Annotated in this window: 16 protein-coding genes; 6 read left to right on the plus strand and 10 right to left on the minus strand. The window is 69.7% G+C overall.

All coding sequences use genetic code 11. From position 1 onward, the window contains the following. Nucleotide 1 precedes the first annotated feature (1 nt). From ABD235_RS10835 to ABD235_RS10850, 4 genes are read left to right on the plus strand one after another with little or no spacing between them, the layout of a single operon-like run. Nucleotides 2-1321, plus strand: coding sequence for an L-fuconate dehydratase (locus tag ABD235_RS10835; RefSeq protein WP_344172649.1), 1320 nt, complete (start codon nt 2-4; stop codon nt 1319-1321). Beyond that, nucleotides 1318-2103: a FadR/GntR family transcriptional regulator gene (locus ABD235_RS10840; RefSeq protein ID WP_344172650.1), complete on the plus strand. Its 786-nt coding sequence runs from the start codon at nt 1318-1320 to the stop codon at nt 2101-2103. Before ABD235_RS10835 ends, ABD235_RS10840 begins: the two co-directional genes overlap by 4 nt. Then, entirely contained in the window at nt 2075-4102 is a 2028-nt protein-coding gene (locus tag ABD235_RS10845; protein WP_344172653.1) for a glycoside hydrolase family 36 protein, read from the plus strand. The genes ABD235_RS10840 and ABD235_RS10845 overlap by 29 nt, the downstream gene beginning before the upstream one ends. A 50-nt stretch (nt 4103-4152) precedes the next feature. Beyond that, nucleotides 4153-4932, plus strand: a complete 780-nt coding sequence (locus ABD235_RS10850) for a FadR/GntR family transcriptional regulator (RefSeq protein WP_344172655.1) — start codon at nt 4153-4155, stop codon at nt 4930-4932. Here ABD235_RS10850 and ABD235_RS10855 read toward each other — a convergent pair. From ABD235_RS10855 to ABD235_RS10880, 6 genes are read right to left on the minus strand one after another with little or no spacing between them, the layout of a single operon-like run. Beyond that, nucleotides 4917-5753: an amidohydrolase family protein gene (locus ABD235_RS10855; protein WP_344172657.1), complete on the minus strand. Its 837-nt coding sequence runs from the start codon at nt 5751-5753 to the stop codon at nt 4917-4919. The two genes, ABD235_RS10850 and ABD235_RS10855, sit on opposite strands and share 16 nt — an antisense overlap. After that, a complete protein-coding gene (locus ABD235_RS10860; protein WP_344172659.1) occupies nt 5750-6088 on the minus strand; it encodes an L-rhamnose mutarotase in 339 nt (112 codons plus the stop codon). The genes ABD235_RS10855 and ABD235_RS10860 overlap by 4 nt, the downstream gene beginning before the upstream one ends. After that, a complete protein-coding gene (locus tag ABD235_RS10865) occupies nt 6085-7266 on the minus strand; it encodes a mandelate racemase/muconate lactonizing enzyme family protein (RefSeq protein WP_344172661.1) in 1182 nt (393 codons plus the stop codon). Before ABD235_RS10865 ends, ABD235_RS10860 begins: the two co-directional genes overlap by 4 nt. A gap of 28 nt (nt 7267-7294) precedes the next feature. Continuing rightward, complete coding sequence (locus ABD235_RS10870) at nt 7295-8194, minus strand: carbohydrate ABC transporter permease (protein ID WP_344172663.1); 900 nt, start codon at nt 8192-8194, stop codon at nt 7295-7297. Nucleotides 8195-8196: 2 nt separating this feature from the next. Beyond that, nucleotides 8197-9138: a carbohydrate ABC transporter permease gene (locus tag ABD235_RS10875; protein WP_344172666.1), complete on the minus strand. Its 942-nt coding sequence runs from the start codon at nt 9136-9138 to the stop codon at nt 8197-8199. A 1-nt stretch (nt 9139) separates the two neighbouring features. Beyond that, nucleotides 9140-10513: an ABC transporter substrate-binding protein gene (locus ABD235_RS10880; protein WP_344172669.1), complete on the minus strand. Its 1374-nt coding sequence runs from the start codon at nt 10511-10513 to the stop codon at nt 9140-9142. Nucleotides 10514-10689: 176 nt separating this feature from the next. Here ABD235_RS10880 and ABD235_RS10885 point away from each other — a divergent pair, with 176 nt between their 5' ends. Further along, the gene (locus ABD235_RS10885) at nt 10690-13338 is read left to right on the plus strand and encodes a right-handed parallel beta-helix repeat-containing protein (RefSeq protein ID WP_344172672.1); all 2649 of its coding nucleotides are present in this window, start codon (nt 10690-10692) and stop codon (nt 13336-13338) included. A gap of 55 nt (nt 13339-13393) precedes the next feature. Here the strand turns inward: ABD235_RS10885 and ABD235_RS10890 are convergent, their stop codons facing one another. From ABD235_RS10890 to ABD235_RS10905, 4 genes are read right to left on the minus strand one after another with little or no spacing between them, the layout of a single operon-like run. Next, on the minus strand, nt 13394-14287 hold the full coding sequence (locus ABD235_RS10890) for an SDR family oxidoreductase (RefSeq protein WP_344172674.1): 894 nt from the start codon (nt 14285-14287) through the stop codon (nt 13394-13396). Nucleotides 14288-14289: 2 nt separating this feature from the next. Next, nucleotides 14290-14835: a hypothetical protein gene (locus tag ABD235_RS10895; RefSeq protein WP_344172676.1), complete on the minus strand. Its 546-nt coding sequence runs from the start codon at nt 14833-14835 to the stop codon at nt 14290-14292. Next, nucleotides 14832-15899: an NAD-dependent epimerase/dehydratase family protein gene (locus ABD235_RS10900; protein ID WP_344172679.1), complete on the minus strand. Its 1068-nt coding sequence runs from the start codon at nt 15897-15899 to the stop codon at nt 14832-14834. The genes ABD235_RS10895 and ABD235_RS10900 overlap by 4 nt, the downstream gene beginning before the upstream one ends. 46 nt (nt 15900-15945) lie before the next feature. Further along, entirely contained in the window at nt 15946-16776 is an 831-nt protein-coding gene (locus ABD235_RS10905) for a SigB/SigF/SigG family RNA polymerase sigma factor (protein ID WP_344172681.1), read from the minus strand. Nucleotides 16777-16986: 210 nt separating this feature from the next. Here ABD235_RS10905 and ABD235_RS10910 point away from each other — a divergent pair, with 210 nt between their 5' ends. Further along, nucleotides 16987-17553: a hypothetical protein gene (locus ABD235_RS10910; protein WP_344172683.1), complete on the plus strand. Its 567-nt coding sequence runs from the start codon at nt 16987-16989 to the stop codon at nt 17551-17553. Nucleotides 17554-17625 lie beyond the last annotated feature (72 nt).

Here is a 17625-nt window from a genome sequence, read left to right on the forward strand (position 1 = left end):
CATGCCACGCATCAGCTCGGTGGAGGTCATCGACGTCCGCTTCCCGACCTCGCTGAACCAGGACGGCTCGGACGCGATGAACAAGGACGGCGACCACTCCGCGGCGTACGTCGTCCTGCACACCGACGACCCCGGCCTCAGCGGTTTCGGCTTCACCTTCACCATCGGCCGTGGCAACGACCTGTGCGTCGCCGCGGCGGTGCAGCGGGCGCAGCCACTGATCGGCCGGGACGTCGACGCGATCTGCTCCGACCTCGGCGGGATCTACCGGGAGCTGCAGTCGGACAGCCAGCTGCGGTGGCTCGGCCCGGACAAGGGGGTCATCCATCTCGCGCTGGCCGCGGTGATGAACGCGGTCTGGGACCTGGCCGCCCGGCGGGCCGGGGTTCCGCTGTGGCGACTGCTGTCCGAGATGTCCCCCGAAGAGCTGGTCGCCGCCGCCGATCTGCGGTACCTGAGCGACGTCCTCACCGCCGAGCAGGCCGTCGCCCTGCTGGCGGCCCAGGAACCGGGCCGCAAGGAACGGCTCCGGGAGATCGAGGAGTCCGGCTACCCGTGCTACACCACCTCCGCGGGGTGGCTCGGCTACTCCGACGAGAAACTTCGCCGGCTCAGCGAGGAAGCCGTTGCCAGCGGCTACAAACACGTCAAGCTGAAGGTCGGCGCGAACCTGGCCGACGACGTCCGGCGCTGCGGCATCGCTCGCGAGGTACTGGGCCCCGACGGCCACTTGATGATCGACGCCAACCAGGTGTGGGACGTGCCGCAGGCGATCGAGTGGATCAACGCACTGGCCGAGTTCGACCCGCTGTGGATCGAGGAGCCCACCAGCCCGGACGACGTCCTCGGGCACGCGGCGATCCGCAAGGCCGTGGCGCCGATCGGGGTCGCCACCGGCGAGCACGGCATGAACCGGGTGCTGTTCAAGCAGCTCTTCCAGGCCGAGGCGATCGACTACTGCCAGCTCGACGCGGCCCGGCTGGGCAGCGTCAACGAGGTCCTCGCGGTCTACCTGCTCGCCGCCTCGTTCGGCGTACCGGTCTGTCCGCACGCGGGCGGCGTCGGCCTGTGCGAGCTCGTCCAGCACCTCTCCGTCTTCGACTACGTCGCGGTGTCCGGCAGCCTCGAGGGACGCGTCACCGAGTACGTCGACCACCTGCACGAGCACTTCACCGAGCCCTGTGTGATCCGCGACGGTGCGTACGTCCTCCCGGCGGCGCCCGGTTACAGTGCCGAGATGCACAGGCAGTCACTGGAGACCTATCAATTCCCCGAAGGCACCTACTGGTCGTCCCGCGCCGGCGAGGACCCGCGACCATGACGTCGGCCAAGGTGGCCGAACAACCTCCTCGCACCCCTGGTTTCTCGCAGAGCGACGTGGTCGTGCAGGGAATCCGGCAGATGATCGTCGACGGCCATCTCCGCCCGGGCGACCGGCTCCCGGTCGAGAAGCACCTCGCCGCGGCGCTGGGCGTCTCCCGCAACCCGCTGCGGGAAGGAGTTCGAGCGCTGTCGATCATGGGCGTCCTGGAGACCCGGCAGGGCGACGGGACCTACGTCACCGCGCTGGACTCGTCGATCCTGCTGGCCCCGATGGGGTTCGTGGTGGACCTGCAGGACGGCAGCGGTACGCCGCACCTGCACGGCGTACGACGGATTCTCGAGACCGAGGCGGCGGCCGCGGCCGCGCAGCGGATCGGTCCGGACGAGCTGGAGGCCGCCGCCGAGCTGCTGCGCCACAACGAGGCCGAGCTGCTGCTGGACGAACCCAACCACGAGACCGTGATCGAGAACGACATCGCCTTCCATCGCATCATCGCGCAGTCGGCCGGGAACCCCGTGCTGGCCGCGCTGATCGACGCGCTGGGCGGACGGACGATGCGGGACCGGTTGCGCCGCTCCATCACCCAGCCGGGCGCGGACGAGACCGCGCACCGCGAGCACCTGCTGATCCTTTCCGCCCTCACGGCCCGCGACTCCGACCGCGCGCGGGTCCGGATGGCGACCCATCTGTTCACCGTCGAGGACTCGCTCCTCGGACTCGACCTGACGGGCACGAAGAGAGAGTCACCGGATGAAGCCACTGCACTGGAACGCACCTGAACTGTCCCTGACGTTCGTCCTGGACGACGGCCCGGTCCGGCTGCTCGCCGAGGGCGACGGCACGCGGCGAGCAGCCGGTACGCCGGACGCGGCCCGGCCGATGGTCGAGGTCACGGCCGTCGGCTCCGGGAACACCCTCAGCACCAGCCGGCACGTCGACACCGTCCTCGGCCATCGGCTGCGCTACGTCCGTCACGACGACACCGGGACGACGCTGCGCATCCTCCAGGAGGATCCCGAGTCGGGTCTGCAGGTCACCAGCGTGTTCGAAGCCGGTGCCGGGGTCCGCGCCTGGTCGGAGGTCGCTCATCCCGGGCCTGGGACGCTGCGGCTCACCTTCGTGTCGTCGCTGGTCGTCGGTCTCGGGTCGGTGGACGTCGAGCTGTACTCGGCCGAGACGAGCTGGATGGCCGAGAGCCGTTGGTCCGCCCAGCGGTTGCGGTCCGGGGCGCTGGCCGACATCGTCCACGCTCCCCACCAGCCGGTCGCCAGAAGCCGGGCCGCGGTGACCAGCCTCGACTCCTGGTCGACCGGCGAACGCCTTCCGGTCGGCGTACTGGTCGACCAGCAGTACGCGCTGGGCTGGCAGATCGAGCACAACGGGCCGTGGCACTACGAGATCGGCGAGACCCGGTACGGCGGCTACCTGCTGCTGAGCGGCCCGACCGATCAGGAGCACCAGTGGAGTGTCGAGGTCGGCGCGGACAGTCCGTTCACCACCGTGCCGGTGTCGCTGGTCGCCGGATCGGACCGGGACAGCGCGTTCGCGGCCCTCACCCGCCAGCGCCGCGCCGTACGGCGCCGTCGTCCGGTCGACGACCGGATGCCGGTCGTCTACAACGACTACATGAACACCCTGCTGGGTGATCCGACGACCGAGAAGCTGCTGCCCCTGATCGACGCCGCTGCGGACGTCGGCGCCGACTACTTCTGCATCGACGCCGGCTGGTACGCCGAGGGCGACTGGTGGAACACCGTCGGCGCCTGGCAACCGTCGACGACCCGCTTCCGCAACGGGCTCGGCGAGGTGATCGAGCGGATCCACGCGCGCGGCATGGTGCCGGGCCTCTGGCTCGAACCCGAGGTGATCGGCACCCGCTCGCCGATCGCGCTCGAGCTTCCCGACGACGCGTTCCTGACCCGCGGCGGCACCCGGGTCACCCAGTCCGGCCGGTACCTGCTCGACCTGCGCAGCCCGGCCGCGCGGCAGCACCTGAACGACACGGTCGACCGGCTGATCGCGGACTTCGGCGTCGGCTTCTTCAAGTTCGACAACAACACGACGACCGGTCCGGGCACCGACAAGGGCGGAACGTCCCTCGGGCAAGGACTGCTGGAGCACAACCGCGCGCTGCTCGACTGGCTGGACGACCTCCAGGCACGGCATCCGGACCTGCTGATCGAGAACTGCGCGTCGGGCGCGATGCGGATGGACTACGCCATGCTGTCCCGTCTGCACCTGCAGTCGACCTCGGACCAGGAGCATCCGTTGCTCTACGCACCGATCACCGCGGCGGCGCCGGCCACCGTACTGCCGGAACAGGCGGGTCACTGGGCGTACCCGATCAGCGGCAGCACCCGCGAGGAGTTCGTCTTCGCGCTCGTCAACGGCATCCCCGGCCGGCTCTACCTGTCGGGTCACCTGAACCGGATGGACGCCAAAGAGCTCGACCTGGTCCGGTCCGCGCTCGCCGCCCACCGTGAGATCCTCGCCGACCTCGACACCCTCGTCCCGTCGTGGCCGCTGGGACTACCGGCGTGGGGCGACGAATGGATCGCGCTGGCCCTCGACGGTCCCAGCGTCTCCTACCTGGCGCTGTGGCACCGCGCGGCCGGCCCGTCCACCATCACGCTTCCACTCCCCCGCTCGAACGTCGTTCCGCACTTCCCCACCGACCTCGACGGCTGGACCTTCACGCCGACCGGCGACTCGCTCACCGTCACCACCACGACCCCCGAGCCCTCGGCCCGCGTTCTCCGGCTGAACGACCCGGCCTGAGTCACCGCGGTCAGGAGGAACTCGGGCCGGCCGTCGCTAAGATCATACGTATGGCGAAGGACTCGATCACCGCGGCGCAACTGACCCCGCGACGTCTGCCCGTCGGCCGGCTCGGGGTCTCGGTCGTGGCCGAGCTCGTCGACCTGATCGTGACGGGCCGGCTGAAGGAAGGCGATCTGCTGCCGCCCGAAGGCCCGCTGAGCGAGCACTTCGGGGTGAGCCGGACGGTACTGCGCGAGTCGGTGAAACGCCTGGAGGAAAAGGGTCTGGTGACCGTCTCGCAGGGTCGCGGCACCCAGGTCCGGGCGCCCGGGTACTGGAACATGCTCGACCCGGTGGTGCTGTCGGCCCTCATCGACAACGACGAGAGTCTCGGCGTCCTCGACGAGCTGACGATCGTGCGCGCGAGCCTGGAGTCGGCGATGGCCGGCGCGGTGGCCGAGTCGCGCACCGCGGACGAGCTCCGGCGGCTGGAGAACGCGTTGACGGCGATGCGGGAGAGCGAGTCGGAGACCGACTCGTTCCGGCAGGCCGACGTGATCTTCCACTACGCGGTGATGGAGATCTCCGGCAACCGGCTGGCCGAGAACATCGCCAAGCACATCTACAAACGCGCCGTGGAGTCCAGCCGGTACCAGGGCATCAACCCGCCCGACGCGGTGGCGGTGACGCTCAAGGAGCACGAGGCGATCGTCAAGGCCATCGCGCGCAACGACGTGGCCGCCGCGGAGAAGGCGATGCACTCGCACATCCACGGGTCGTGGGAGCGCCGCCGGCTGTCCGACGCTCCCCGGCCGCGCGGCCGCAAGCGGGCTCAGAAGAAGCAGTAGACCTCGGCGGCGTTGCCGCCGTACATCTGTTCGCGCTCGACGTCGGACAGTCCCGCGAGCAGTTCGTCCACGGCCTCCTTCCAGGCCGTTGCTCCCCCGCCGAGCTCGGCCAGTGGCCAGTCCGACCCGTACAGCAGGCGATCCGGACCGAACGCTTCGAGCGCGACCGCCACCCGGTCGGCGAGGTCCTTGGCGTGCCAAGATCTTGGCGCGAGGCCGGAGACGAGGCCCGAGACCTTGGCCACGACGTTCGGGCGAAGCGCCAAGCCTTGCAACCCGGCAGCCCATGCGCTCGCGTCCTGTCCGGGGACCGGCGGACCGCCCAGATGGTCGAGCACGAAGCGCAGCCCTTCGTGGCGACCACTCAGGAGCGCAGCCTGCGGCAACTGCCAGTCGCGCAGGACGAGGTCGAAGCAGAGCCCCTCACGCTCGAGCACCTCGAGGCCGCGGGCGACGTCGCTCCGCAGCAGCCATACCGGATCAGGGTCGATGTGAGCCAGGTGCCGCACACCGACGACCGGGACGGTCGCGTCGCGGCGGATGCGGTCGAGCTGGGGATCCACCTCCGCGGTGAGATCGACCCAGGCGACCAGTCCCGCGACCACCGCCGGATCCAGCCGGGCGAGCCGGACGCTCTCCTCCACGCTGTTGCTCGACTGGACCACGACCGCACGGTGAAGTCCCGTCGCCGCGAGCATCGCCTTCAGGTCCGCCGCGCCGAAGTCCCGGGCGATCGGCGCCATGGTGCCCGGATCGATCCAGTCCTGCGGGTCCAGCGCCCGGTCCCACAGGTGCACGTGCGCGTCGATGCCCTCGGTCATCCCAGGTGCCACACTTCGTCGATCGGTTGCCACAAGGCGCCGGGCGTCCGTTCCTCGGCGATCCGCACCTGGCAGGGATCGGTGTGGGTCCACCACTCCTGCGAGACCGGGTCGTCGGCGATCCGTCGCATGTCCGCGTCGTGGTCGTCGCCGACGTACTCGTAGTACGCGAAGAGCACGTCGCCGAAGACGAAGATGCTGTAGTTGCGGATGTTGCACTCGACAAGCTTCTGCTCGACGCCCGGCCAGACGGCGCTGTGCAGCGCCAGGTACTCCTCGCGCTTCTCGGGACGGACGCCGACGACGAACGCCCGGCGCTCCGGCGCGCGCGTCACGAGACCGGCCTCAGCGGTACGGCGGGAACGTCGATCACGTCCGGCTCGGCCACCAGCCGCAGCGCGGCGCGCTCCGGCCGGATGTGCGGCCCGGCCACGGCGGGGAGGTCCGCCGCGGAGCCGGCCGGTGCGAGCCGGGACTCGTCGACCACGATGCCGAGGCCCGGGCGGTCGCCCAGGACGATGCCGCCGTCGTCGAACTCCTGGTCGACGTCGAGGCCGACCGGGAAGTGCAGGTCCTGGACCTCGTAGGTCAGCAGGTTCGGTACGGCGGCGGCCGCGTGCGCGATCGGGTTCGCGTTGTACGCGACCGGACTCACCGGCAGGTCGTGACCGTGCGCCAGCGTCGCCACCCGCAGGAAGTGCGTGATCCCCCAGACGTTGCCGACCTGGACGATGTCGAGCGCCTTCGCGTCGAGCAACGGGCGGTACTGCTCCAGCCCGGTCAGGTTCTCGCCACTGGCGATCGCCGCGCGCACCTTGCCCCGCAGGGCCGCCATCCCGGCGGCGTCCCACCGGCGCAACGGCTCCTCCACCCAGGTGAGGTCCAGGCGCTCCTCGATGGCGGCCACGTACCGGGCCGCCTGCGCCTGGTTCCACGCCTCGTTGGCGTCGAACATCAGCGCGGGCCGGCGGGAGTTGCGGCCGAGCACGTCCCGGACGATCTCCAGCCGGGGCAGGTCACGGTCGAGATCGCGGCCACCCTTGACCTTGCCGGCCTTGAAGCCGCGGTCCGCGAACCCGCCGTACAGGCCGGCGAGCTCCTCGTCGGTCAAGCCGTACTCGAGCCCGGACGCGTAGCCGGGGACGAACCGTTCGCGCGCCCCGAGCATCCGCCACAGCGGCTCCTCGGCCGCCTTGGCCTTGAGGTCCCACAGGGCCATGTCGACCGCCCCGATGGTGCCGAACACCGAGCCGGAGTGACCGGCCTTGAACACCCAGTCGAGCATCCGGTCGTACAGCGCCACCACCGATCGCGGGTCCTCGCCCTCGACGGCCGGGAAGACCCGCGCGATGTCGGTGTGGGCGCCGAGGCCGACGCCCTCGATCCCGGCGTCGGTCTCGATCACGAGCACGGGGACCGGCGTGGTGGTGCCGCTCTGCACGCCGTTGACGTCGCCGGTCACCCTCCCCCAGTCGTGCACCGTGCTCAGACTGCGGTATCCGGTGATCTTCATCTGTGGTTCTCCTTGGGAGCCGGGGCGGTCATTCCTTGGTTCCTCCCGCCGTCATTCCCGCGACCAGGAACCGCTGCGAGAAGAGGAAGACGATCAGCACCGGCAGGATCGAGACGATCGTGGCCAACGCGAGGGTGGGGAGCTGGATGGAGTCCGACCCCGCCGAGCTGGGGTTGAACGCGGGGGTGGCGGCCAGCAGCGAGGTGAGGCCGACCTGGATCGGATAGCCGTCGCTGGAGGGCAGCATCACGAACGGCAGGAAGAAGTTGTTCCAGTTCTGCACGAAGCTGAAGAACGCGACCAGGGCGACGATCGGCGACGCCAGCGGCAGGGCGACCCGGGTGAACACCTGGAGCTCCGAGCAGCCGTCGATCCGGGCCGCCGCGAGCAGGTCGCGCGGGATGCTGGTGGAGAAGTAGATGTAGGTCAGGTACACGCCGAACGGGAAGAACGACATCGGCAGGATCACCGACAGCGGACTCCCGATCAGGCCGACGCTGTTCAGCTCCAGGAAGATCGGCAGCACCAGCGCGGTGTTCGGGATCAGCATGACGACCAGGGTCAGCACCAGCAGCGCCCGCCGGCCCTTGAACTCGGTGAGCGCGAGCGCGTAGCCGGCCGGGATCCCGACGACCAGGGTGATCACCAGCGCGCCCACGGCGTAGACGGCGGAGTTGGCGATCCAGGTCGTGACCGCGCCGTCCTGGAAGGCGAACAGCTGGTTCCAGTTGGCGACCAGATCGTGCCACGACCCGACCGAGAACGGGTTCGCGACGGTCAGCGCCTTGGCGGACTTGGTGATCGCGAGCAGCAGCCAGACCACCGGTACGGCGAAGAAGAAGACGCAGAGGGTCACCACGACCCCCGCGACGGACCGTCCGCTCCACCCCCGGAGGTTCACGCGGCGCTCGACAGACACGGCTGGCATACTCATTCCTTCTCGAAAAGGCCACCGCGGGTCACGAACACCCACGACAGCAGCAGCGCGACGACCAGCAGGATCAGCGAGATCGCGGCGGCGCCGTTGAAGTCGTTCTGCTGGAACGCGTACTGGTAGGCGAGCTGATTGAGCGAGTAGTCGTTCGGGACCACCGCGTTGCTGGCCTGGCTGAGCAGCTGCGGCTCGACGAACAACTGCGTGCCGGCGGCCAGCGACATGACGCCCATGTAGGCGATCCACTTGCGCAGCAGCGGCAACTGGATCCGCAGGGCGATCTGTACGGCGCTCGCGCCGTCGACCTGGGCCGCCTCGATCACCTCGGTGCTGATGTTGTTCAGCGCGCCGTACATGATCACGATCCAGCCGCCGGCCCCGGTCCAGAACGCGATGATCGCGAAGATCGCCGGCAGGTTCCCGGGCTGGATGACCGCGACGAAACTGTCGAAGCCGAACGCCCGGAGCAGACCGCTGACCGGGCTGGCCGTCGGATCGAGCACGAACAGCCAGAGCAGCACGCTGGACGCGCCGGCCAGAGCGCCGGGGAGGTAGTAGACGAAGCGCAGACCCGTACTGATCCACCGCACCCGTACGGCGTGGACCAGCAACGCCAGCGCCACCACCAGGACGACGAGCGCGACCAGCCAGATGACGAGGTAGATGGTCACGTGCAGCACGGCCGGCCAGAACCGGAAGTCGCCGACCACCTTCGTGAAGTTGCCGGCGCCGGCGAACCCGCCGTCGGCGTTGGTGAAGGCCAGCACCACGGCGTACAGGGCGGGAGCGACCCCGAAGGCCAGCGTGAGCAGCGCGTAGAGCGAGACGAACAGGTAGCCGATCCGCGTGTGACCGGGCGCCCGGCCGCCGGCCCGGGCGGGCCGCCGGCGCTCGGGAGCGTCGACGGCCAACCGGTCGGTCGGTGGAGCGATGGTCATGTCAGTTCACCGTGTATCCGTTGACCTTGGCCTGGTTCTCGATCGCCTGCTGCCACGTCGGCAGGAGCTCGACGATCGACTTGCCACCGGTGACGGCCGTGGTCATCGTCTTCGCCCAGACCGCTTCCTGGCTGAAAATGCCGTAACCCCAGCCCTCCCAGACCTGCGACGCGGCGGTCGCCACCGGCGCCAGCGAGGTCGCGAAGTACTTGCTGGACTCCTGCTTGGCGATCCACTTCTCGGCCGCCGGCGCGTAGGCCGGGTACCCCGGCGCGACGTTCACCTGGTAGTCGTCCGCGGTGGTGACGAACTGGACGAACTTCTCGGCGGCCGCGAGGTTCTTGGAGTGGCTGGAGACGAACCACGTGCCACCGCCGACGTTGCCGGTGACCGGCTTGTCCTCACCCTTCCACGGCAGCGGCGCCGCGACGCCGAGCTGGCCGGCCGGCACGTTGAGGGACTGCGGGTTGTTGAAGATCGCGCCGGCGTACCACGCCGGTCCGGGCATCATCAGCACCTTGCCGGCGTACTTCTTCACGAACTCCGGGGTGAAGACGCTCACCACCGGGACGGTTCCGTTGCCGCGCAGCGTGTCGAGCATCGTCGCCGCCCGCTTGCACTCGGTCGTGTCGGTCTTCACCGTGACCGACTTGGGGCCGGTGACGTCGTTGGCCTGGCACTTGCTCGCCCACAGGAAGACCTCGGGCGTCCACGCGTCACCGGCGGTGCCGATGATGTAGCCGGGGTGCTCCTTGGCCACCTTCTCGCCGAGCGCCTGGTACTCCTCCCAGGTCGTCGGTACGGCGTACCCGAACTGGTCCAGCAGCTTCTTGTTGTACCAGAGCACGGCCTGTGCGAGGTCGTTGCGCAGGCAGTACACCTGGCCGTCGACGGTGCACGGGTCGAGCGACCCGGGCGTGAACTTCGAGAGCGTGTCGGCCGGGACCAGGCCCTTGTCCAGCACGGCCGCGAACGCCTGCTTGCCGTTGCTCTTCTGGCTGGCCCACGCCGCGTCGTTGTTCTGGGTGGAGAAGACGACGTCGGGCCAGCCGTCGCCGGCGCGGTCGAACAGCTGCATCTTGGTCCGGAACGAGTTCGACCCGTTCGCCGATCCGTCGTACGCGACGACCTCGATCTTGGTGTCCGGGTTGGCCTTCTGGAACGCCTTCGCGGCGGCCTGCCGGTCCGCGTCCACCCACACCTTGATGGTCGAAGCGCTGTCCTGCTTGGCCTCGGGGAACCCGCGCGAGCCCTCCTCGGCCTTGGCGCCGCTGCCGCACCCGGCGAGCGCCAGCAGTGCGGTTCCCGCGCAGAGGCCGACGACGGTCGCCGCCGTCCGGCGGCGCCGGCGAACCGGCCTGTGGATTCCGACCATGAGCTGTCCTTGTCTCGTCGACTCTCTAGGGCATACGTATGACGTTTTACCACTGCCGTGGACAGGACGCCAGAGGCCGCCGGAAGGATGGGCTCAAGACGTTACGACCTCTTGTCGGAAACATCATACGTATGTTAACTCTGTCCCGACGCCCCGACGACAGGAAGCGATCGACCATGACCTTGACGTCCGCATCGCGACGTTCGACGAGCACGCCCGCAGGGCGCAGAGCAGCCCTGGTCGCGCTGCTCGGCGCCGGCGCCGTGATCGCCTCGGTACTCAGCCCGTTGGGCGCGCAGGCCGCGCCCGCGACCACCTACTACGCGGCACCCGACGGCAAGGACTCGGGCCACTGCAGCCAGGCGAAACCGTGCTCGCTGGAGCGGGCGCAGCACGTGGTCCGCCCCGCTGCCAAGCACGGCGACGTGACCGTACTCCTTGCTGACGGCAACTACCGGCTCTCTGCGCCGCTCCGGTTCGGGGCCGACGACGGCGGCGGCCGTCACACCATCCGTTGGGTCGCCGCGCCCGGCGCCCGTCCCGTCATCACCGGCGCCTCGAAGGTGACCGGCTGGACCCGGTCCACCGCGGGCCCCGGGATCTGGACGGCGGACACCCCGGCGGGACTCGACACCCGTCAGCTGTACGTGAACGGCGTGATCGCCCCGCGCGCGTCCATCCGCCTCGCCAACGCCGACGTCACCCCGACGGCGACCGGCCTGACCATCAAGAACCCCGCGCTGAGCTACCTGGCCGGCCTTCCCGACCAGAGCCGGATCGAGTTCCAGTCGCTGGGCGACTTCACCAACCGGTACTCGCCGGTCCAGAGCATCAGCCCGACCCAGATCACGATGGCCCAGCCGGCCTGGGACAACAACACGTGGGGCTGGGACACGGTCCAGAACTCCTTCCTGGCCGGGCCGAGCTGGTACCTCGACAACTCGCTGAGCTTCCTTACCCAGGTCGGCCAGTGGTACATCGACCCGACCGGCGGCAAGCTCTACTACAAGCCGGCCGACGGCGTCGACCCGAACCAGCTGGACGTCGAGCTCCCGCGGCTGCAGTCGCTGATCAGCATCGGCGGCAGCTACGACGAGCCGGTCACCGGGCTCGCCTTCGAGGGCATCCAGTTCTCCGGGACCTCGTGGCTCGGCCCCTCGGCCGACGGGTACGCCGACCAGCAGAACGGGCTGTTCATCAAGGGCGCCTACGACTACCGCCCCGCCGACGCGTTCACGAGCTGCTCGCGCGGCTGCGAGATGTTCGAGCGCGCGCGGACCACGTGGTACCAGGAACCCGCCGCCGTCCAGGTGTCGGCCGCCGGCCGCATCTCGTTCACCGGCAACACGTTCACCAACCTCGGACAGTCCGCGCTCGGGATCGGCAACGACGCGAACGCGACCCTGACCGGTGTCGGACTCGGGGCCAGTGACATCGATGTCGTCGGCAACCGCTTCCTGGAGACCAGCGGGCACGGCATCGCGGTCGGCGGCGTACTGCCCGACGCCCATCACCCAAGCGACCCGCGGATGACCAACCAGGACGTCCTGATCGAGAACAACACGGTCAACCGGGTGTCGGTGGACTACAAGGACAACAGCGGGATTCTCAGCACCTACGTCACGAACGCCAGGATCCTGAACAACGAGGTCTCCAACGTCCCGTACGACGGCATCGACACCGGCTACGGCTGGGGCATCAACGACGCCGGTGGCTCGAACGACTACGTCGATCGCGGGTACTACAACTGGAACACGAAGTACACGACGCCGACCACGCTCAAGGACAACCGGGTCGAGGGCAACCTCGTGCACAACACCAAGGCCCGCTTCGCCGACGGCGGCTCGGTCTACAACCTGTCCGCCAGCCCCGGCACGGTGGTCAGCAAGAACTACCTGTTCAACATCTCGGGCGTCGGTCTGTACCTCGACGAGGGCTCGCGGTCGATGACGTACGAGAACAACGTGGTGCAGGGCGGCTCGTTCGTCTTCACCAACGCCTACAGCCTGCGCAACAACACCAGCGACAACGTCATCCGGAACAACTGGTACAACTCCGGCGGAGTCTCGGCACCGAACGCCGCCGCGCACAACAACCAGCTGACCAACAACCTGAAGATCAGCGGGGCCAACTGGCCCGCCGGGGCGCGGGACGTGATCTGCGCCGCGGGCGTCGCGCCGCAGTACCGCACGTCGCTCAACGCGAACCAGCTCGGCTTCACCGGCTGCTCGACCGAGGCGCCCGTCGGTTCCGGATTCGTCGTTGCCAAGGCCTCAGCCGTCAGCTCGTACTTCGGCCAGAGCGGCGACGGCTTCGGCATCGCGGCCGCCGGGGCCGACGTCTGGGGCGCGGGCGGTCAGCGCGACGACCAGTTCGGCGCGATCTACCGGGCCGGCGCGTTCACGCCGAACGCGAGCGTCTCCACCCGGGTCGTGTCGATCAACGACGCCAACGCCTGGGCCAAGTCCGGGGTCATGGTCCGCAACGACATGACCAAGGCGGGAGCCTCGGCCGGCTACGCCGTGGTCGCCGCCACCGCCCGCAACGGGGTCGTGTTCGAGTGGGACTCCAACGGCGACGGCTACCTCGACACCGACGCCCGCGCGAGTGTCGACAGCTACCGTCCCGTCTGGGTCAAGCTCGCCCGCTCCGGTACGTCGTACAGCGCGTCGTACTCCTACGACGGCAAGAACTACGTCCCGGTCGGAGCGCCGGTGACCCTGCCGTCGGCCGCGGCACAGCAGGACGCGGGGATCTTCTCCACCTCGCACGACGTGAACCAGTCCGCCATCAACCAGTTCGACCAGGTCGCCTTCACCGGCTGAGCCGCTGACCTGCCGCAGGCCTTCCCCGTCCGGAGGGCCTGCGGCTTCGAACCGCCTAGGGCAGCGGCTGGCCTCCCGTGACGCCGATGCGCTCGCCGGTGATGTAGCTGGACTCCTGCGAGGCGAGGAACACGTACGCCGGAGCCAACTCGGCCGGCTGCCCGGCGCGGCCCAGCGGGGTGTCGGCACCGAACTCGTCGACCTTCTCCGCCGGCATCGTTGCCGGGATCAACGGAGTCCAGATCGGGCCGGGGGCCACGGTGTTCACCCGGACGCCCTTCGGCGCGAGCTCCTGCGCCAGGCCCTTGGTGAAGTTCACGATCCCCGCCTTGGTGGTGGCGTAGTCGAGCAGGTTCGGCGACGGCTGGTAGGCCTGGATCGACGAGGTGTTGATGATGCTGCCGCCCGGCTTCAGGTGCGGTACGGCGGCCTTGCACAGCCAGAACATCGCGTACAGGTTGGTCTTCAGCACCCGGTCGAACTGTTCCGTGCTGATCTCGGCGATCCCTTCCTGCGCCATCTGGTACGCCGCGTTGTTGACCAGGATGTCGAGACCGCCCAGCTCGCTCACGGCCCGCTCGATGATCTCCTGGCAGTGCGACTCCTCGCAGATGTCACCCGGCACCAGGACGGCCTTGCGCCCCGCGCTCTCGATCAGCTTGCGCGTCTCCTGCGCGTCGGACTCCTCGGACTCCAGGTACGAGATGAGGACGTCGGCACCCTCCCGCGCGAACGCCAGCGCCACGGCCCGGCCGATCCCGGAGTCCCCGCCGGTGATCACCGCCCGCTTGCCGTCCAGCTTCCCGGAGCCGCGGTAGCTGTCCTCACCGTGGTCCGGCTGCTGGTCCATCTCCCGGGTGCGGCCAGGATGCTCGAGCTGCTCAGGCCCCTGCGCATCGGCGCCGGGGTGCTGCGTGGTCGGGTCGTCCGGCTGGTGCTGGTCAGACATCGTCAGGCTCCTTCGACGTACGGCGTACTGGTACAGCGACGCGGTACCCAGGTCGTCACCCCTGACTCTCCCCCCGGCCGTGCCGGCTCCCCTGGTACGCGAGCTCGCGCAGCTGCCGCAACCAGCGCGTGCCCGGTCGGTTCGCCGGTCGGGGTGAGCATCAGCCACCAGGAGACCCCGGCAACGTCGTACGGCGCGAGCGAGCCGTAGCGGACGGCGCTCCAGTCCGGAGACGGCACCGGGATCCAGCGGCTCAGCCGCCCGTGGCCCGCGGTCGAGAACAAGAAGTCCCACGGATCGCCGGCCGGCTGGATCCTGAGCGCGATGCCGAGGACGTCGGGCCGGCCTCCCGGCGTACCGGCGCCCTTCGACAACTGGAGGTCGACGGGATGGTCGCCTTCGGGCAGCAGCGCGTTGGCGGTGTCGACCACGACGTGTCCGGCGAAGCCGACGCGTTGCGGATGGACTCCGGGTGCACGCCGCAAGCGGGCCAGTGCGGAGAACAGGGAGGAGACGCCGGTCGCGGGCGGGCGGACGAGACCGGTCATGGTTCCCGCCGGTGACTCACCGGGCCTCGGCGGATCAGCTCCGACAGCTCGCTGAAGACCGTACGGCGGCGTAGTACGTCCGTCGTGCCGGAGTCTACGCGGTGCATGCCGGCGACGGTTTCCTCCAGCACGGTTCGGGCGTCCTTCGTCGGTTTCCAGCCGAGCTCGTCGCGGGCCCGGGCGGAATCGAGCGCTGGTACGGCGTACCCGAGATCCAGCCAGCCCGGCGAGACCGGCTGCAGCCGCGCGTGCCAGGCCGCCGCCATCGCCGTCCGCACCACCGGGAACGGCACCGGAACCCGGCGGGCGCCGAGCACCTCGGCGATCAAGTCCGCCGTGGCCGGGACCTCAGCCGCGAGGTTGAACGCGCCCGCGGAACCGGCGTCCAGGATCCGGGCGATCGCGTCGGCGACGTCGTCGGCGTGCACCATCGACACGGTCATCCCGTCCGGCAGCGGCAGCACCGGCAGCGCGTTCAGCGCGCCGGCGGGGACGAGCGCCGGTACGCCGTATCGCAGCAGCGCGCTCCCGGCCGACGCCTGCCCGATGATGCCCGGTCGCAATCGCGCGACCACCGGTGCGTCCGCCGAACGCTCGAAGTCGTCGAGCAACCGTTCCGCCGCGACCTTGTGCCGGCTGTACGACGAACTCGGCACCGCCGCCACCGGCCAGCTCTCGTCCACCGGGGCGCCGTCGTCGCGCTTGGCGGCGTACGCACCGACCGACGACATGTGCACGAGGTGAGCCACACCCTCCGCAGCGACCGCGTCGAGGACCCGTTGCGTGCCACCGACCCCGACAGCTTCCAGGTAGTCGACCCGGTGCGAGGGCTGGAACGCCCAGGTCAGGTGCACGACCGCGTCCGCGTTCCGCACCGCCCGCTGGAGGGACTCGCCACAATCCGCGCGGGACAGGTCGACCGACCACCAGGTGATCCCGTCGCCGCGAGCACCGTCGGGAATCCTGCGCGCGATCCCGACGACGTCGTACCCGCCGGACCTTCGCAGCCGCCTGGTCAGCGCCGTACCGACGCTGCCACTGGCGCCGGTGATGACAACTCGCATGGCGCTCCAACCTCTCGGTGTTTCCGCACCGGTACCCGCTCGAACCTCACGCCGTGGCTTGCGCCGCCTGCAAGCGCTCTCGCAGCGAGGCGAGGATCCTCGTGAGCAGCCGGGAGACCTGCATCTGACTGATGCCCAGCTCCTGTCCGATGTCGACCTGCTTCCAGTTCTCGACGAAGCACAGTTCGAGGATCCGCCGGTCGCGCCGATCCAGGTCGCTGATCAACGGACCGAGCTGGTCGATCGTCTCGATCCGGCGCAGGTCCGGATCCTCGTCGTCGGCGATGACGTCGACGAGCCGCAGGTCGCCGTCCTCGTGGCCGACCGGCCGGTCCAGCGACAGCACGGTGAAGCAGCCGCGGGCCGCCTCGGCCTCCCGGACCTGATCGCTGTCGACGCCCATCCGGTCGGCGAGCTCGTCCAGGGTCGGCTCGCGGCCGAGCTCCTGCACCAGCAGCGGCAGCACCCGGGCGATCTTGCCCTGCAGGTCCTGCAGCCGGCGCGGAATGCGGACGGTCCAGCTGCAGTCGCGGAAGAAGCGCTTCACCTCGCCGCGAATCGTCGGTACGGCGTACCCGATGAAGGGCACGCCGGCCTCGAGCCGGAAACTGTTGGCCGCCTTCATCAGTCCGACGCAGGCGACCTGCTCCAGGTCTTCCTGCTCCACGCCACGGCCGCGGAACCGCCGCGCGATCCCCCGGGCGATCTCGAGGTTGAGCTCGACCACCTCTTCGAGCAGCTGCTGCCGCCGGACGCCGTCGGTGGCCTCCGCTCTGGTCCGCAACAGCTGGTGGGTCGCCGCTTCGCGCAGCGCGCGTTGCTCGGACGAGGAGCAGTCGGTGGGAACGGATCGATCGACGAGTGGTGGGGTGTGCATCGGCGTGACCTCGCGGTGCGTGCGTCACGGCGCGGCCTCATCTCCGGACCACGGTCAGTGCTGAGCCGCCAGGCGGGAACGACCACTGCGCGTTCGGTGCCCGCGCCAACGGCCCGTCAAACAACCGTCGCGGTTCGGCCTGGAGTCACTCTCTGTTTGACACCGATCACTCAGGGCACCGGCGAAGCGGCCGAGTGAACGGGGCAAGCCATGGCTGACGACATCGAGCGAGTGCTCGGACTGACCGCGTACGACGCGCACGGCGCGAAGGTCGGCGTGATCATGGCGCTGCACAGTTGCGCCGCCACCGGGTCGATCGAGTGGGCCACGGTGGTTCGCGGAGTCGCGAAGTCCTCGCACGCGCTGGTCCCGCTGGTGGGTGCGCGGATCGCGGACGACGGCGTCCACCTCGCCGTACTGCGCGGTCTCGTGCGGCGGGCGCCGGACGTGACGATCGACGGCGCACTGCCGCCGTCGGACCAGGACCGTCTCGAGACGCACTACGGGCTTCGGCGAACGACCCGCAAGCCCGAGGAGTCGGTGTCGGCCCGAGTGGTGGTCGCTCGCTCGTCCGGTACGGCGTACCAGCCGCTCGGAACCCGTCGGCACCGTGAGCGGCCGGCGGGCCGGCCACGGCGGCGCCGGCCCGAACGCGAGACCCACCAGCGGGGCATCGAGGTCCTCAGATCCGAGAAGCAGCGCGAGCGATCTCTTGCCGACCGGCTGCTCGGCTGGATCCGGGCCTGCCTCCGGCGGTGGACGACGAAGCCCCACTAGTCCTGGCCGCCGCCGCATCTCCTCGGGATGCCGGGGTACCGGTGGCCACCCTCCGTGGCCACGAACCGCGTG

The organism is Kribbella lupini (assembly GCF_039529595.1).
GTDB lineage: Bacteria > Actinomycetota > Actinomycetes > Propionibacteriales > Kribbellaceae > Kribbella > Kribbella lupini.

Bases quoted from the DNA above. Each gene is read 5' to 3' on its own strand.
- ABD235_RS10835 (WP_344172649.1), top strand. From the start codon at position 2: ATGCCACGCATCAGCTCGGTGGAGGTCATCGACGTCCGCTTCCCGACC.
- ABD235_RS10840 (WP_344172650.1), top strand. From the start codon at position 1,318: ATGACGTCGGCCAAGGTGGCCGAACAACCTCCTCGCACCCCTGGTTTC.
- ABD235_RS10845 (WP_344172653.1), top strand. From the start codon at position 2,075: ATGAAGCCACTGCACTGGAACGCACCTGAACTGTCCCTGACGTTCGTC.
- ABD235_RS10850 (WP_344172655.1), top strand. From the start codon at position 4,153: ATGGCGAAGGACTCGATCACCGCGGCGCAACTGACCCCGCGACGTCTG.
- ABD235_RS10855 (WP_344172657.1), bottom strand. From the start codon at position 5,753: ATGACCGAGGGCATCGACGCGCACGTGCACCTGTGGGACCGGGCGCTG.
- ABD235_RS10865 (WP_344172661.1), bottom strand. From the start codon at position 7,266: ATGAAGATCACCGGATACCGCAGTCTGAGCACGGTGCACGACTGGGGG.
- ABD235_RS10870 (WP_344172663.1), bottom strand. From the start codon at position 8,194: ATGCCAGCCGTGTCTGTCGAGCGCCGCGTGAACCTCCGGGGGTGGAGC.
- ABD235_RS10875 (WP_344172666.1), bottom strand. From the start codon at position 9,138: ATGACCATCGCTCCACCGACCGACCGGTTGGCCGTCGACGCTCCCGAG.
- ABD235_RS10880 (WP_344172669.1), bottom strand. From the start codon at position 10,513: ATGGTCGGAATCCACAGGCCGGTTCGCCGGCGCCGCCGGACGGCGGCG.
- ABD235_RS10885 (WP_344172672.1), top strand. From the start codon at position 10,690: ATGACCTTGACGTCCGCATCGCGACGTTCGACGAGCACGCCCGCAGGG.
- ABD235_RS10890 (WP_344172674.1), bottom strand. From the start codon at position 14,287: ATGTCTGACCAGCACCAGCCGGACGACCCGACCACGCAGCACCCCGGC.
- ABD235_RS10895 (WP_344172676.1), bottom strand. From the start codon at position 14,835: ATGACCGGTCTCGTCCGCCCGCCCGCGACCGGCGTCTCCTCCCTGTTC.
- ABD235_RS10900 (WP_344172679.1), bottom strand. From the start codon at position 15,899: ATGCGAGTTGTCATCACCGGCGCCAGTGGCAGCGTCGGTACGGCGCTG.
- ABD235_RS10905 (WP_344172681.1), bottom strand. From the start codon at position 16,776: ATGCACACCCCACCACTCGTCGATCGATCCGTTCCCACCGACTGCTCC.
- ABD235_RS10910 (WP_344172683.1), top strand. From the start codon at position 16,987: ATGGCTGACGACATCGAGCGAGTGCTCGGACTGACCGCGTACGACGCG.